This is a genomic window from Pseudomonas sp. 50_B (assembly GCF_017491625.1).
GTDB classification, from domain to species: Bacteria; Pseudomonadota; Gammaproteobacteria; order Pseudomonadales; family Pseudomonadaceae; genus Aquipseudomonas; species Aquipseudomonas danubii.
In genome coordinates this window covers 39,718-55,356 of the sequence record NZ_JAFGYX010000011.1, presented here as the reverse complement: position 1 = coordinate 55,356, position 15,639 = coordinate 39,718, and the positions used below count along the sequence as shown (strand labels likewise).

The window sequence follows — 15,639 nt, the reverse complement described above, 5'->3', positions numbered from 1 at the left end:
TGAGCGAGACCCCGACATGAGCGACACCCCCCATTTTCCGCTGTCCGCCGTGGTCGGCGCCGAACGCCTGAAACTGGCCCTGTGCCTGACCGCCATCGACCCGAAGATCGGCGGTGTGCTGATCGAAGGCCCGCGGGGCATGGCCAAGTCGACCCTGGCCCGGGGCCTGGCCGATCTCTTGGCCAGCGGCCAGTTCGTCACCTTGCCCCTGGGCGCCACCGAAGAGCGCCTGGTGGGCACCCTGGATTTGGACGCCGCCCTGGGCGAAGGCCGGGCGCAGTTCTCTCCGGGGGTTCTGGCCAAGGCCGACGGTGGTGTGCTCTATGTCGATGAAGTCAACCTGCTGCCTGATCACCTGGTGGACCTGCTGCTGGACGTGGCCGCCAGCGGCACCAACCTGATCGAGCGCGACGGTATTTCCCATCGCCATTCGGCGAAGTTCGTGCTGATTGGCACCATGAACCCGGAAGAGGGCGAACTGCGTCCGCAACTGCTGGACCGCTTCGGCCTCAACGTCGCCTTGAGCGGCCAGCCCGCGCCGCAGGAGCGCGGGCAGATCATCCGCCGGCGCCTGGATTTCGACAGCGATCCCCAGGGCTTCTGCGGCCAATGGGCCGAGGCGCAAACGGCGTTGCGCGAGCGTTGCCAGCAGGCCCGAGCGCTGCTGCCGGCCATCGCCCTCGATGACCTGTCCCTGGAGCTGATCACCGAGCGTTGCTTCGCTGCAGGCGTCGACGGCCTGCGCGCCGACCTGGTGTGGTTGCGAGCCGCCCGGGCCCACGCCGCCTGGCGCGGTGCCAGCGCTATCGCCGAGCAGGACATCGACGCGGTCGCCGAGTTTGCCTTGCGCCACCGCCGCCGAGAGACTGCGCCCAGTGCGCCGCAATCGGAGCCCAGCCCCCAGACGCCGGCGTCAGCCAATGCCAACCCCAGTGAAGGCCAGGGCCAATGGGGCGAAATGCCGGCCCAGGCGTTGCCCACCGGCGCCCGGCGTGAAGTGCCCAGCTGGCCAAAAAAGCCCTAGGCATTCGTCCCCGCACTGATCGGGGGGCGGATGCCAAGCCCCGGGCGGGGCACCTGGATCATGGCCGGCAAGGCAAAGGCCGCGAGGCCCGCGCCGGTTCCATCAACTGGCCCGGCACCTTGCTCAAGGGCCGGCCGCGCTTGCGCCAAGACCTGCTGTTTCGCCTGCGCAGCCGCGCGCCCCATGAACTGTGGCTGGTGATCGTCGACGCCTCGGCCTCGACCCGCCGCCACAGCGCCCTGAGCGACGCCAAGGGCCTGCTGGCGCAACTGTTCGACGACGCCTACCGCCAGCGCGCGCGCCTGGCCCTGCTCACCGCCAGCGGCCGCGCACCGAGCTGGCAGGTCCAGGGCCTGAAAGCCTCCCAGGACCTGCGGCACTGGCTCGATGGCCTCGGTGCTGCTGGCGGCACGCCCTTGCCACAAGCCCTGAGCGAAGCGGCCCAGTGGCTGGAACAGCGCCAGCGGCGCCTGCCGGCGGAACAGCAGCGCGTACTGCTGATCACCGACGGCCGCCTGAAAACCCTGCCGCTGTTGCAGCCCCTGAACTGCCCGACCTTGCTGCTCGACATCGAACGCGGCCCGATCCGCCTGGGCCGCGCCCGCGAACTGGCCACACGCCTCAACGCCACCTACCAACACATCGACCTGTAGCCGCTGCCGCAGGCTGCGAACGGCCCGCAGGGCCGCACAGTTCCAGCGGGTGCCGTGGCTTGACGGTTGATCGCCAGGTAAGGCCCTGCGGGCCTTTTCGCAGCCTCGCCGTGGCTCGGCAGCGGCTACAGCCAGTGTCAATCCGGGCTGGTGTAGCCGCTGCCGCAGGCTGCGAACGGCCCGCAGGGTCGCAAAAAACCTGAGAGCGCTAGAGACTCGTCAGTCGATCACCAGGCAAGGTCCTGCGGACCTTTACGCAGCCTCGCCGAGGCTTGGCAGCGGCTACACTGCCTGCGCCAACACAGGAGTGAAGCGATGCGGGTACTGGTGCGTAACGATAAGGACGATTTCCGGGTCAAGGCCTATGCCGGGACCAATGGGGTGTTGCTGGCCATGGATCTGGATGCGTCACGGCGCAAGGGGCTGCTGGGCTTCGCCATCGAGAAGCAGGTCGGCAGCAAGCCCTGGCTGTTTCTGTTCAATAGCCTGACCTTCCCCGGCAAGACCCATACCTTCCCCCAATACAACGCCACCCCCAGCGATCAGGCGCCGCTGCAGAAGTTTCGCTGGGCCGACTACGCGGTCCGCCCCGGCACCACCCTCAACTATCGGGTGCATCTGGCCTACGGCAGCCCCGATGCGCCGCAACTGGGGGAGGCCCTGGAACTGAGCATCACCGCCGACAACGGCCAGCCGCCGGGGCAGCAGGTGATCTTCAACCGTGCCGTGGCCGCCAGCCAGGCCTTCTCGCGCAAGTTTCCGCAACTGGATGCGTTGCTCAGCAACAACAAGAAACTGCCCATCGAGTCCTGGCCCGACGCCCCGCGGCAATGGCTGGAAAACGGTCTGCTGGAGGCGCTTCTGGGGTTTATCCAGCGCGCCACGGATGCCAGCTGGAGCCTGGACGTCGCCATCTACGAGTACCAGTTGCAGGCCGTCGTTGACGCGGTCAACGCCGCCTTCGACCGTGGCGTGCACGTGCGGGTGCTGTACCACGCCGGCCCCGGGGACGACGACACCACGCAGAACCAGGCCAGCCTGCAGCACCTGCCCGAGCACAGCAAACGCGGGCGGGTGACCCACGGGATCTTCCATGACAAGTTCATCGTCCTCAGCCGCCTCGACGCCGCCGGCCAGCGTCAGCCCGAAGCGGTGCTCTGTGGCAGCACCAACTTCACCGCCAACGGGGTCTACCGCCAGGCCAATGTGCTGCACAGCCTCGATCACCCGGACATTGCCGGGCGCTATCTACAGGTGTTCGAGCAGATCTGGCAGGCGCCGACGGACGTGGGCGCCACGCGCAAATGGTTGACCCAGGACAATCCCATGCAGCCGGATGCACCGCTGTTCGCCGGTTTTTCTCCGCGCAGGGGGCAGGGCGATCTCAGTGAGTTCGTCGACATCATCAACGGCGCCCGCCGCGACCTGCTGTTCGTCACCGCCTTCGCCTTGCCCGACAGGATTCTCGACGCCTTGCTCGGCCAGCCCCACGACGATGTGCTGCGTTATGGCCTGCAAAACACGGCCAGTCGCATCACCGGCTTCCACGCCGATCGCACCGCCGAGTTTGCCGCCACCGCCTTGCTCAACAAGGGCCTGGAAGGCTGGCTCAAGGAGGGTCTGAAGGGCCAGAGGGGCAACCTGCTGGTGCACACCAAGGCGCTGGTGACCGACTTCACCAGCGAGGCTCCGGTGATCATCAGCGGCAGCCACAACCTCAGCGTCGGCGCCAGCCAGAGCAATGACGAGAACTACCTGATCATCCGTGGCGACACCGATCTGGCGGATCGCTACGGCCTGGAACTGCTGCGCTTCTATGAGCATTACCGGTTTCGCTACTTCGCCAGGCAGTTGGCCCTCAAGCAGGTCCGGCCCCTGGCGGTGGACGACCGCTGGAGCGATGACTATTACCTGGAAGGCGACCTGCGCCAGCTGTCGCGCCTGCGTTTTTCCGGGCGCTGAACCGAGCCGCCGAACGGCCTGCCATCGGTCCGCTTTTACCGGGGCCTGGCAGGCAGATTGATATCACCTGATCTAGCGTTGCCAGCGGAGCGAGCGCTCCCTCCGCAACGGAGCCTTTTCAGGGAGATAAATCATGGTTTATATACGGCGTGATGTAGGGAAATTGAGCGGCGATTGGGACCCGACCCTGTTGTGGTATGCCAGGGCGGTTGGCGTCCTGCTCCAGCGTCCGATCACCGATCGCACCAGTTGGCGATTCCTCGCGGCGATTCACGGATTCTCCGAGTCGTGGTGGAGGATGGACGGCTACCTCAAGGCCGGTGAGGCACTGCCCAACGAAGCGGAACAGCTGCTGTACTGGGACCAGTGCCAGCATGGCAACTGGTTCTTCCTGCCCTGGCACCGCGGTTACCTGGCGTCCTTCGAACAGATCGTCCGCGATGTGGTCGTCCAGCTGGGTGGTCCCAAGGATTGGGCGCTGCCTTACTGGAATTACAACGAGGGGCAGCGGTCCCTGCACCTGCCCGCGTGCTTTGCCGCCAAGACCCTGCCAAACAATGAGGGGCCCAACCCGCTGTATGTTGAAAAGCGCTTTGGCCTTTTGGGAGACGGCAACGTCGTGCTCGATGGCAGCCTGATCGGTCTCGGCTGTCTGGACGACCCGAGGTACGAGGGCGGCAGCGAAGGCAGCCCGCCCGGCTTTGGCGGTACCCCGAAAACCCTGCTTAGAAGCGGTGTCACAGGCGGCCTGGAGTCGTGCCCGCACAACGTCGTGCATACCGAAGTCGGTGGCCGCGATCAGGTGCGAACCGCTCCCGACGGTTCTCGGTATACGGTTCGTGGCCTGATGAGCTATCCCAATACCGCCGCGCTGGACCCGATCTTCTGGCTGCACCATGCCAATATCGACCGATTGTGGCAGGTCTGGCTGGACAGCCCCGAGGAGCACAGCAACCCCGACAAGTCCAACTGGTACAACGGCCCCGACAAACTGAGCCGGCCCTTTATCGTGCCCCAGGTCGATGGCGAACCATGGAAATTCAAGGTGGCGGAGGTGCTCGATACCCTGGCGCCCAGGCTCAACTATCGATACGACACCACGGCTCCCGCCAAGAGCCAGGGCAACCGTCTGCACCAGCGCTTGCAGCGCCTGGGTCTGGCAACCGATCAATTGCAGAACTTCAGCGCCAGCGGAGCATTGATGGCCAAGGAACCGGAAACAGAAGTGATAGGGGCCAATCGTGCGCCGCTGGAAATCGTCGGGCACTCGGTGCAGACCTCAGTGCAACTGGACAAGCAGGGCGCGCAACAGGTGTTCAGCAGCCTGAAGTCGAACCTGTTCGCGGCTAGCTTCACGCCGCCGGACCGGGTATTTCTCAACCTGGAGAATATTCGCGGCAACAGCGATGCGGTGTTGCTGGAGGTCTATGTCAACCTGCCGGCCGATGCCGATCCGGCTCAGCATCCGGAGCTGCGGGCCGGGGTCTTGTCGTTGTTCGGCGTGAGCGATGCCAGTCGTACCGACCACGAGCACGGCGGGCACGGCATCACCGAGGTGTTCGAGATCACCGATATCATCGATGCCCTGCACCTGGGGGGTATCACCTCGGCGGATCAGTTGAATATCCGTCTGGTGTCCAGGGCGGCGGTGCCTGCCGAGGACCAGATCACGGTAGCGCGGGTCAGCCTTACCCGGCTGGGCGGTTGAGGGGCGTGCTACGTGGCCTGCGACCCTTGGGCCAGAACCCGCGGCCCTGGTTGCTGCTGATCAGCCTGGTGGGGTGGGGGTGGTTGCTGGGGTCGACGGCGATGCTGTCGATTCCGGCGTTCTGCGGCAGCCTGCCGTTGTCGGGTTATGCCTTGGGCTGGCGGGGCATCGAGCAGGCGTTGCTGTTCAATCCACCGCAGCAATTGTTGCAGGGCTGGTGGCTGATGCTGCTTGCCATGCTGCCACTGCTGTTGGTGCAGCCCTTGCTCTATGTCTGGCACCGTAGCTTGCGGCGCAAGCGTTGGCAGGGCGTTGCCCTGTTCGTGCTGGGCTTCGGCGCGGTCTGGAGCCTGGCAGGCGTGGTGCTGATGGGGCTGGTGGTGGCGGTCCGGGTGTGGTTCGGCCTGAGTGCGTGGCAGGGTTTTTTCGCCGCGTTGCTGTTGTGCCTGGTCTGGCAGGCCTCGCCGTTCAAGCAACATTGCCTGAACCAGTGCCACCGGCAGCCGCGGATCTGTGCCTTTGGCCTGGGCTATCTGAGGGACTGCCTGGGTTTTGGCCTGTCCGCCGGGGCTTGGTGCGTAGGTTCCTGCTGGCCGCTGATGCTGTTGCCGGTGCTGCTGGAACAGGGGCATGTGGCGCTGATGCTGCTGGGCATGCTGTGGATGCTCTACGAACGCCTGTTGCGGCCTCGGGGCTTGCGCTGGTACTGGCCCTGGCCTCGTCATCCGCGGGGTTTGTCCTAGTCGTTGTCTGAGGTTGCCCAGGGGCAGGATCGCCCGCGGTTGCGATCCCGCCCCTTGGTAGCCTTTGCCTCAGGCCTACAACCGCGGCGCCGGGCTCACCGTGGCATTGCGCCAGGCGGTTTGCAGTTGCTCCTCGAGCAACGCCGGGACCTGTTTGCCGGGCTGGTTTTCCAGGCTCAGTTTCAGGCCGTTGAGGGAGCGGCCGCTGAGGCGGTTGCCCGCCAGATCCTCACGAAACACCTGTTCCGCCTCGGCATAGCGTTTCTGCGCCAGCAAGGCATAACCCAGGGACTCGCGCAGGGTGTAGTACCAGTCCGGCGGCTCGTTGTAGGCCAGGGCGTCTTGCACCTCCACAGCCTTGCGCCAGGCGGCAATCTGCTGCTGGCCGGCATCGCCGGTCAGGGCCTGCAGGTCAGCGTTGAGGCCCTCTTTGGCGTTGTTGAATACCTGGTTGCCCAGGTTTTTGAGGGCTGCCAGGTCCAGTGGGCCGGCGGCACGGGTCAGGGCGCGGTCGAGCAGGGTCAGGTTGGCGATGCGCAGCAGCTGCAGCGCGGAATTGTTGCCATATTGCAGGGCGTCCTTGCCGGTCAGGGGCTGGGGCGAGGCGGCGACCGCCTGCCAGAAACCCTTGAGGGCATCGCGGGCCTGGTCCTGGTTGAGGTTCTGGGCGCTCAGTTGCCGGTACGCCAGGGCATAGGCCTTCATCAGCTGGGTGTAGGGCTTGGTCAAGTCCTGCCAGGGCTTGTCCGTTCCCTGGTTGGCCTCGCGGCAGGTCTGGTTGAGGGTGGCCAGGCCGGCGTCGATCTTTGGCTCAATCCGTGCCAGGGCGTCCCAGTCCTCGAAGCGCACGGCGAAGTAGTAGGGCACCGCGTAGAAGTAGTCGCTCTTGGTCTTGAGCTCTTCGGGGTACTGCTGGCAAAGGAAGGGCACGGCCGCGTAGCGGGTGGTGTTCTCCACCAGTTCCTCGGCCATGTTCATGGATTCGTTCTGCCGGCCTTCGATGGACAGTGTCCAGGTCAGGAAGTGGATGTTGTGCCCCAGGTAGTGCAAGGCATAGGGGCTTTGCGGCTGGACCTGATGGGCGTAAGCGCGGTCCACCGAGACGGCGGTGTAGTTGGCCACGCTGGCCAGGTTGTTGTTGCCGGTGCGCTGGTAGATGTGCGAGGCCATGTGCACCAGATGGCCGATGGCCGGGTTCTGGTCGCGGAAGCGATTGGCCATGGGCAGGCCGCTGTCGGGGAAGGGTGATTCCTCGATGGCGTGGATGTAGAAGTGATTGGCCCCGGTGTGCTGCTGGTCCTGGACCAGCACCCGGTTGAGCACTTGCAGGGCCTCGTAGGCGGCGTCGGTCGGCTTGACCTGATTGGATACGGCCTCGGTGCCGTCCCACCATTTCCACGGGTCGCGGCTGAGCAGGGCGTCGGCGTACAGGGTCGCGGCATCGAGGTCGTCAAAGTAGTCTTCCGACAGTTTTTTCATGGAGTCGGCGTAGCGCTTGTTGCCCTCATCGCCGAGGCTGACCTGGCCGTCCTTTTCGCTATACAGGCTCAGCAGCGCCTTGGCGTAGTCCACCTCGCGCTGCAGCTGACGCTGGCTGAAGGCGGCTTGTGCGGCGCTGTCCTTGAGCCGGGCGCTGGCGTGCTCCAGGGCGATCTGAACCGAGCGGTAGGCCAACTGGTTGCAACCGGTGGTGGCGACACTGTTGATGTTGGAGTTGGCCGACAGCGCGATGCCCCAATAGGGCATGGCCGAGCCTTCGTCGAAGCGGCTGGCCTGATAGAAGGCGCGGATCGCTGCCGAGAAATTGAAACCGTATTGCAGGGCCATGCCCTGGCTGTAGAAGGCCTGGACCTGCTCCGGCTGCTTGAGGCTGACCAGGGGGTAACGGGTGCCGCCCAGGCCCGAGAGCAGTTGGTCGCCCTCGGTGTCCTGGGGGCTGACGCATTTGTGCAGCACTTGCAGGTAGGGCGTGTCCGGCGGCACCGGGGTGAAGCCGCCACTGTGTTCATCGCTGCCGTGGTTCATGGTGTGGGCCAGGGCGCTGGCGCTGGCCAGCAGCAGGCCGGCGGCCAGGGTCGAGCGCAGGAAGGGGACGTCCATGCTGTGTTGCTCCTTGCAGGAATCGCTGGGTGGAGCCGGCTTGCCGAGGCGTGGGCGGGCAAGCCGGCTCCTGCAGCGCGAGGGTTCAGTCGTTGTCGTTGTCGTGGCTGTGACGGGCGACGAATGACGGGCCGTCCGGCTTGGCCAGGCGCTTGATCTGCGGTGCCAGGTCCTGCCGGGGAATCACCACCTGGATCAGCGCCGGGCGGTCCTTGATCTGCAGCAGTTGCGGCAGCAACTGTTCCAGCCCGGCCCGGGTCGAGACCTTGAAACCCTCGGCGCCAAACCCCTTGGCCAGGGCCAGGTAGTCCCAGGTCGGCAGGGTGTCGAACGGGGCGAACTGGCCGCCGGGTTCGAAGGCGTCGATATCGACGAAAGCCTGTTCGATGGCATAGACCTCGTTGCTCATGACGAACACCAGGGCGTTGATCCGGTTGCGTGCCAGGGTCGACAGCGACTGGCAGATCATCATGAAGCCGCCGTCGCCGGCCACCACGATCGGCCGCCGACCGCTGCCCATGGCCACCCCCAGGGCGCAGCCGGTTTCGTGGCCCAGGGAACCCCAGATGGCATCGGCGACAAAGCTGTCCCGAGGCAGGCCGTTGATGTTGCTGGCGGCATACAGGGCCGAGCTTTCACCGAGGATCAGGCTGCTGCCCGGCCACAGGTTCTGTTGCCGGGCAAAACCGTCGAGGATCTCCAGGAACAGGTCATAACCCAGTGCATCGTCGGGGGCGCCCTGTTGCAGCTGCGGCGGGCGCGCGGGTTCCGGAGCGTGGTTGCGCAGGGGGTAGTCGCTGTCCAGGCCCAGGGCCCCCAGCAGCCGTTGCACGTACTCCGGCAGCGGTACGTGGGGGTAGTACTGCAGGCCGGTGCGGGCCAGTTGGCTGTTGACCAGGATGATCCGGCTGAAGTCCTGGTTCAGCAGTTGCAGGTAGTCGTCGGTGAAGATCACCCCCAGGGCGAGGATGCAGTCCACGTCCTGCATGAAGGCCTGGGTCCACAGGCGCGAAGCGGTGCCGGCGTAGGTGCCGATGAACTGCGGGTGACTTTCGTCGACCACGGTCTTGGCTTCCAGGCTGGTGGTGAAGGGTAGGCCGCTGGCCTCGATCAGGCGCATTACCTGCTCCTGCAGGCCGTAGCGGGCCACCTCGATGCCGAGCATGATCAGCGGCGAGCGGGCGCTGCCCAGGCGCAGCAGGCTGGCCTCGATGGCGGCGCGCATCGAGTCCTCGTCGCAGCGGGCGGGCAGCGGTTGCAGTTCGCCCTGAGGGCGCGGGCAAGGTTCGCCCCAGACGTTCTGCCAGGCTTCCAGGTAGATCGGCCGGCGCTCGCTGATGGCCTTGACCAGCGCCTCGTCGATCAGCGCCGGGGCGCGCAGGCTGTCGTCAAGAATCAGGCTGGCCACGGTCACCGGCTCGAAGACCTTGCGGCCCACGTCCAGATCACCGGTGGAGTGGTGGAACAGCACGTCCTGGGACCAGATCAGGTCGCGGTTCTGCGCCGACGGGCTGGCGCTGATCAGCACCAGCGGATTGCGTTCGACATAGGCGCCGGCAATGGCATTCAGGGCACTGAAGGTGCCGACGCTGTATTGCAGCGATACCGCGCCGATCCCGGTGTAACGGGCATAGCCGTCGGCCGCGTAGGCGGCGGCCATCTCGTTGACTTCGCCCACCGCGTCGATGCCGTCGAAGTCGTCCAGGGCCGACATGAAGTGCGAGACGTAGTCCCCCGGCACCTGGAACACCTTGGTCAGGCCCAGTTGCTGCAGGCGGGTCAGCAGGTAGTCGGCGACGCTGAAGGGGTCATTGCTGGCCATGGGCGATCCCCTCGTAGGCGAACTGGGTGACGCCGTCCAGGGTCTTGGCGCAGTTCTGGCAGGGCAGCGGCTGGTCGCCGGGCAGGGTGCAGCCGTCCGGGGTCGGCACTGGCAGCAGGGCATAGTCCTTGGGCAGCCAGTTGGGGCGCTTGAGGCCAAAGAAATCCTGCAGGGTCGACTCGGCCACGGTCAGCGCGCCTTCCACCCAGCCCTGGCCCATGGAGTAGGCCTCGCCGACGATATGGATCTGCTGGTCGGCCACCGGCTTGCGCATGCGGCACAGGATCTGGTCGATCCGGTAGTTGGCCTTCCATTCGTGCCAGCCGCCGCCATAGGGATCGGCATCCCAGGCATGGTAGACCGCCGAGTAGGGGCGTGGCAGCTCCACCTGGTCATGCAGTTGAGTGACTTGCATCTGCGCCACCCGGACCATTTCGTCGCTGACCTGGAACTCGCTTTTGGGCACCACTGCAGCGGCTTGCAACTGCCCGGCGAGGCTGGCCGGCACATGGCCGACAAAGGGTGCACCGCCTTCGAGGCCTTTCCAGAAGGGCACGGTGCCGATGTCGTTATAGGAGGCCATCAACAGCGAGTTGAGATTCGGCTGGCCGCCGGGCTGTTCGCACTCGGTACCCATGTAGTAGACCTGGCGCACCGGCAGGTCGGTGACCGAGCGCCCGGCCACCAGCCCGAGGCTGCGCCACCAGGGCTGTTCGTAGGCCAGAAACAGCTTGAACGCCGACTGCATCAGCACCGAGCCGAGGTTTTCCTTGAGCCAGGGATCGTCGAACAGCGGCGCATCGATCAGCTCCAGGGCACGACGGGGCATGGCCAGGATGATCTGCTTCGCCTTGACCACCTGGCTGCCGTCGATGTCCCGCGTGCTGCCCTGTTCGGTGACGGTGCTCTGGAAATGCAGGCGATAGGGGAAGTCGCGGTCCTTGGCGTAGCTGATCTGCACCAGGCGCTGGTTCATCTGCACCCGTTGCGCACCGGGCAAGATTCCCGGCAGCTTGCGGAACTTGGCCTCCAGGGTCAGGGGCAGGCTCTGGAAACCCTTGGTCAGGGTGAGGAACTCGGTGTCGTCGCTGTATTCGGTGGCGGGCAACTGGGTGACCGCGCTGGCGTTGGCGACGTTGGCGTCGTAGCCGCCGGCGTCCTTCATGAACTGGTAGCCCTCATTGCTCATGACCCGGTACAGCAGGTCCCAGAAGCCGTAGCGCCAGATTTCCTTGCCGAACACCTTGACCTGCATCTGCTGGCACAGGCTGAGCTGGTCGAAGCCCGGGTAGACGTAGTTCATCACCTTGACTTGCAGGTCCTCGGGGCCGAAGCCGCGCTCTGACCAGGCCAGGTCGTAGGGGATCTTGTGTGGCGCTTCCTTGAAGTCGCGATAACGAAAGCGCTTGCCCCGCAGGTAGAACAGGTTGTTCAGCGAGCCCACCGGGGGCGGCGCGCCCATGGGGAATTTCTGGCTTGGCAAGCGCAATTGCTTGACCAGGCTGTCCACCAGCACATGGCCGGTGGGGCCGGGGATATAGCGCATGCCGCCGACTTCCGCGACCACGTTGGGCAGCCCCGGCAGGTTGATGCTGAACAGCCGGCCGCCGATCCGGTCGCCGTATTCGAACAGGCCGATACGCAGTTTTTCACCTTGTTCATGCTGCAGGCGCCAGGCGCTGTAGGTGCCGGACACACCCCCACCGACCACCGCGACATCGAGTTCGAGTTCTTGAGGTTTCATGCTGAAGTCCTTTTCGCTGGGAGGCGGACAGGGAGGTCCGTCGCGACCAGTATTGTCCAGTTTTGGCGAAATGCCAGTTTGCCATTAGTGCATGTTTCGGCCCGTGTGTACGGGGCTTTTATGATGATTGTCGGACAATATGCGGGCCTGCTGGCGGGGCGCTCTGGGAGGGGCTTGAAGCGTCGCAGCAGCGTTGGACAGGGCGGCGCCAACTGCGTAGTTTTCACACACTGCGCACAAGGACTCCGCCATGTCTCCGGACCTGACTTCCATCGAGCTGTTTCTCAAGGCCCTGACCCTGGGCAACCTGTCCCGGGCCGCCGAGCAGTCGCACCTGTCGCTGTCGGCCGCCAGCCGGCGTCTGTCGCTGCTGGAGCAACACTTCAAGGTGGCGCTGCTGACCCGCACCTCCACCGGGGTGCAGCCCACGGCGGCGGGGCAGGCGCTGGCCGAACATGCCCGCAGCCTCCTGCGGGCGGTGGATGTGATGCACGCTGACCTGGCCGACTTTGCCAAGGGCGCCACCGGCCGGGTCAGCCTGTACGCCAACAGCTCGGCGATGAGCCAGGAACTGCCCCGGCAATTGACCCAGTGGAGCGAGCTGCACCCGGGGATTCGCGTGGACATCCGCGAAGAGCGCAGCCGCGAGATTCTTCTGGCGGTGCGCGACGGCATCGCGGATGTGGGCATCGTCACTACCTTGCCCCAGGCCCGGGACCTGCACTTCAAGCCCTATTGCCGTGACCGCCTGTGCCTGATCGTGCCCCAGGCTCATCCGTTCAAGATGAGCCATGCGCGCTTCCAGGACTTGCTGGGCTACGACTTCGTCGGCCTGGAAGACAACGCCGCCATCACCCCATTGATCACCGAGGCTGCGGCCGCGGTGAGCATGCCCTTGCGCCTGCGGGTGCAGGTGCGCAGCTTCGAGGCGGTGTGCCGGCTGATCGCCGCCGGGCAGGGCGTGGGGGTGCTGCCCCAGGGCGCGGTGCAGATCTTTCGCAAGGAGATGGCCTTGCGTTTTATCGAAATCGACGATGCCTGGGCCGATCGTCAGATGTTCCTCTGCCGACGCCGGGAGCAACCGTCCCTGGCCAGCCGCGAGCTGTTCGACTACCTGGCTGACTGCGATCGCAGCGCGGCGCCGCCGCCCTAGTCGCGGCCCCCTGGCTGCCTGGCGCCGCGAGCCTTCGAATTTTGCGAAGGCGGTTTCCACAATGAGCAATTCCCCTGGGCGCTTCCCCATGCCCAGAATGGGCTCGCCCGTACGCTTGACCTGCCTCGATAACAACAACACGTCAGACCAGGAGAGACGGCTTGTCCAGGATCAATCCCGCTGTAAAACCTCCCCATCGCATCGCGGTGATCGCCGGTGACGGCATCGGCCGCGAAGTGGTTCCCGAAGGCCTGCGCGTGCTGGAAGCCGTCAGCCGGCGCTTCGGCATCGCCTTGCAGTTCGATCATTTCAATTGGTGCAGCGAGCACTACCAGGCCCACGGCAGCATGATGCCCGAGGACTGGGCCGAGCAGATCGGCGACCACGAGGCGATCTTCTTCGGCGCCGTCGGCGCGCCGGATATCGTCCCTGACCATATTGCAGTCTGGGATTCGCTGCTGAAGATCCGCCGCCAGTTCGATCAATACGTGAATATCCGTCCGGTGCGGCTGATGCCCGGGGTGCCGTGCCCGTTGGCCGGGCGGGTGCCGGGGGATATTGATTTCATCGTGGTGCGGGAAAACACCGAAGGCGAATACTCCAGCGTCGGCGGGCGGATGTGGGAGGGCACCCCGCGGGAGATTGCCTTGCAGGAGTCGGTGTTCTCCCGTCACGGCGTGGACCGGGTGGTGAAGTACGCCTTCGAGCTGGCCAGCCGCCGGCCCCGGCGCAACCTGGTGGCGGCCACCAAGTCCAATGGCATCGCCATCACCATGCCGTTCTGGGACGAGCGGGTGGAGGCGCTGGCCAAGGCCTACCCCGAGGTCGACACGCGCAAGTTCCACATCGACATCCTCTGCGCGCATTTCGTCCAGCACCCGGACTGGTTCGATGTGGTGGTGGCTTCCAATCTGTTCGGCGACATCCTCTCCGACCTGGGCCCGGCCTGCACCGGCACCATCGGCATCGCGCCCTCGGCCAACCTCAACCCGGAGCGTCTGTACCCTTCGCTGTTCGAGCCGGTGCATGGCTCGGCGCCGGATATCGCCGGGCTGGGGGTGGCCAACCCGATTGGTCAGATCTGGTCGGCGGCGCTGATGATCGAGCACCTGGGGCAGGGGGATGAGCTTTACCAGCGAGCCGCGGCGGCGATTGTCCAGAGCATCGAGACGGTGCTCGCCGAAGGCCCGCGCACCCGGGAAATGGGTGGCAACGCCAGCACCGTGGAAGTCGGGCGGGCGATTGCCGAGTGTCTGGCTGGCAACAGGAGCTGATGAAAATGAGCCTCGAACACTACATCGACAACCAATGGCAAGCCTCGTCCTGGGCCGAGGACATTCCGGTACTCGACCCCAGCACCGGCATCGCCTACGCGCGTATCGCCCGGGGCACCGCCGAGGACATCGACCTGGCGGTGCAGGCCGCGCAACGGGCCCTGGGTGACAACTTCGACGGGCCCTGGGGCAGCCTTTGCGCCCTGGAGCGTGGGCGCCTGCTGGCGCGCCTGGGCCAGGTGGTGCTGGAGCACCACGAAGAGCTGGCGCAGATCGAGGCCCGGGACACCGGCAAGGCGCTGAAGGTGGCCCGGGCCGACGCCACGGCCCTGGCGCGCTACTTCGAGTACTACGCCGGGGCCGCCGACAAGCTGCACGGCGACACCTTGCCCTACCAGGCCGGCTACACCGTGCTCACGGTGCGCGAGCCCCATGGCGTCACCGGGCACATCATTCCCTGGAACTACCCGATGCAGATCTTCGGCCGCAGTGTCGGTGCCGCCCTGGCGGCGGGCAACGCCTGCGTGGTCAAGCCTGCCGAGGACGCCAGCCTGTCGCTGTTGCGGCTGGCGGAACTGGCGGCCCAGGTGGGGTTTCCGGCGGGCACGATCAACGTGGTCAGCGGCTATGGCCACGAAGCCGGCGCGGCGCTGTGCGCTCATCCCGGCATTGCGCATATCTCATTTACCGGTTCCACCGGCACCGGCGCCCGGGTGGCCAAGGCGGCGGCCGAACGGCATTGCCCGGTGACCCTGGAGTTGGGGGGCAAGTCGCCGCAGATCGTGTTTGCCGACGCCGATGTGGAGCGCGCGCTGCCAGTGCTGATCAACGCCATCGTGCAGAACTGCGGGCAGACCTGTTCCGCCGGCAGCCGCCTGCTGGTGCAGCGCAGCCTCTATGAACCGCTGCTGGAACGCCTGGCCCAGTGCTTTGGCCAACTGCGCACCGGGCCCTCGGAGCTGGACCTGGACATGGGCCCGCTGATCAATCAGAAGCAGCTGCGCCAGGTGCGCGAATTCGTCCGCGAAGCCGAGACCGCCGGCATCCCGGTGGCGGCGCGCGGGCAGGTGGTGGCCGAGGCCGGCAGCGGCGGCTACTTCCACGAGGCGGTGCTGTTTCGCGATGTGCCGCCAGACAGCCGCCTGGCCCGGGAGGAGGTGTTCGGCCCGGTGCTGGCGGTGATGCCCTTCGAGGACGAGGCCGAAGCCATTCGCCTGGCCAACGACAGCGCCTTCGGCCTGGTGGCCGGGGTCTGGACCCGGGACGGTGCGCGGCAGTTGCGCATGGCCCACAAGCTGCGCTGCGGCCAGGTGTTCATCAACAACTACGGCGCCGGCGGCGGCGTCGAACTGCCCTTCGGCGGGGTCAAGGCCAGCGGGTATGGCCGGGAGAAGGGCTTCGAGGCACTGCTGGGTTTCACCACCTTGAAGACCATCGCCATTCGCCACGACTGACG

At 65.9% G+C, this 15,639-nt stretch carries 11 protein-coding genes; 8 read left to right on the top strand and 3 right to left on the bottom strand.

Annotated elements, in window-relative coordinates:
- The first annotated feature begins 16 nt into the window (after positions 1-16).
- The 5 genes from J5M73_RS16920 (at position 17) to J5M73_RS16900 (ending at position 6,090) form a co-directional block, all read left to right on the top strand.
- Complete coding sequence (locus J5M73_RS16920; RefSeq protein ID WP_102864886.1) at positions 17-1,024, top strand: ATP-binding protein; 1,008 nt, start codon at positions 17-19, stop codon at positions 1,022-1,024.
- A gap of 53 nt (positions 1,025-1,077) precedes the next feature.
- Positions 1,078-1,677, top strand: a complete 600-nt coding sequence (locus J5M73_RS16915) for a VWA domain-containing protein (protein ID WP_102864887.1) — start codon at positions 1,078-1,080, stop codon at positions 1,675-1,677.
- 315 nt (positions 1,678-1,992) lie between these two features.
- Positions 1,993-3,639, top strand: a complete 1,647-nt coding sequence (locus J5M73_RS16910) for a phospholipase D-like domain-containing protein (RefSeq protein ID WP_102864888.1) — start codon at positions 1,993-1,995, stop codon at positions 3,637-3,639.
- 133 nt (positions 3,640-3,772) lie between these two features.
- A complete protein-coding gene (locus J5M73_RS16905) occupies positions 3,773-5,347 on the top strand; it encodes a tyrosinase family protein (protein ID WP_102864889.1) in 1,575 nt (524 codons plus the stop codon).
- A gap of 5 nt (positions 5,348-5,352) precedes the next feature.
- Entirely contained in the window at positions 5,353-6,090 is a 738-nt protein-coding gene (locus tag J5M73_RS16900; protein WP_146036432.1) for a DUF2182 domain-containing protein, read from the top strand.
- Between the two features lie 75 nt (positions 6,091-6,165).
- Here the strand turns inward: J5M73_RS16900 and J5M73_RS16895 are convergent, their stop codons facing one another.
- The 3 genes from J5M73_RS16895 to J5M73_RS16885 all read right to left on the bottom strand — a co-directional run bounded on the left by J5M73_RS16895 (position 6,166) and on the right by J5M73_RS16885 (position 11,756).
- Positions 6,166-8,190: a hypothetical protein gene (locus tag J5M73_RS16895; protein ID WP_102864891.1), complete on the bottom strand. Its 2,025-nt coding sequence runs from the start codon at positions 8,188-8,190 to the stop codon at positions 6,166-6,168.
- Between the two features lie 85 nt (positions 8,191-8,275).
- The gene (locus J5M73_RS16890) at positions 8,276-10,012 is read right to left on the bottom strand and encodes a thiamine pyrophosphate-binding protein (protein ID WP_102864892.1); all 1,737 of its coding nucleotides are present in this window, start codon (positions 10,010-10,012) and stop codon (positions 8,276-8,278) included.
- A complete protein-coding gene (locus J5M73_RS16885; RefSeq protein ID WP_102864893.1) occupies positions 9,999-11,756 on the bottom strand; it encodes an FAD-dependent oxidoreductase in 1,758 nt (585 codons plus the stop codon). Before J5M73_RS16885 ends, J5M73_RS16890 begins: the two co-directional genes overlap by 14 nt.
- Positions 11,757-12,006: 250 nt before the next feature.
- Here J5M73_RS16885 and J5M73_RS16880 point away from each other — a divergent pair, with 250 nt between their 5' ends.
- The 3 genes from J5M73_RS16880 to J5M73_RS16870 all read left to right on the top strand — a co-directional run bounded on the left by J5M73_RS16880 (position 12,007) and on the right by J5M73_RS16870 (position 15,637).
- Complete coding sequence (locus J5M73_RS16880; RefSeq protein WP_102864894.1) at positions 12,007-12,909, top strand: LysR family transcriptional regulator; 903 nt, start codon at positions 12,007-12,009, stop codon at positions 12,907-12,909.
- A gap of 161 nt (positions 12,910-13,070) precedes the next feature.
- Positions 13,071-14,183, top strand: a complete 1,113-nt coding sequence (locus J5M73_RS16875) for a tartrate dehydrogenase (protein ID WP_060839957.1) — start codon at positions 13,071-13,073, stop codon at positions 14,181-14,183.
- Between the two features lie 5 nt (positions 14,184-14,188).
- A complete protein-coding gene (locus tag J5M73_RS16870) occupies positions 14,189-15,637 on the top strand; it encodes an aldehyde dehydrogenase family protein (protein WP_102864895.1) in 1,449 nt (482 codons plus the stop codon).
- Positions 15,638-15,639 lie beyond the last annotated feature (2 nt).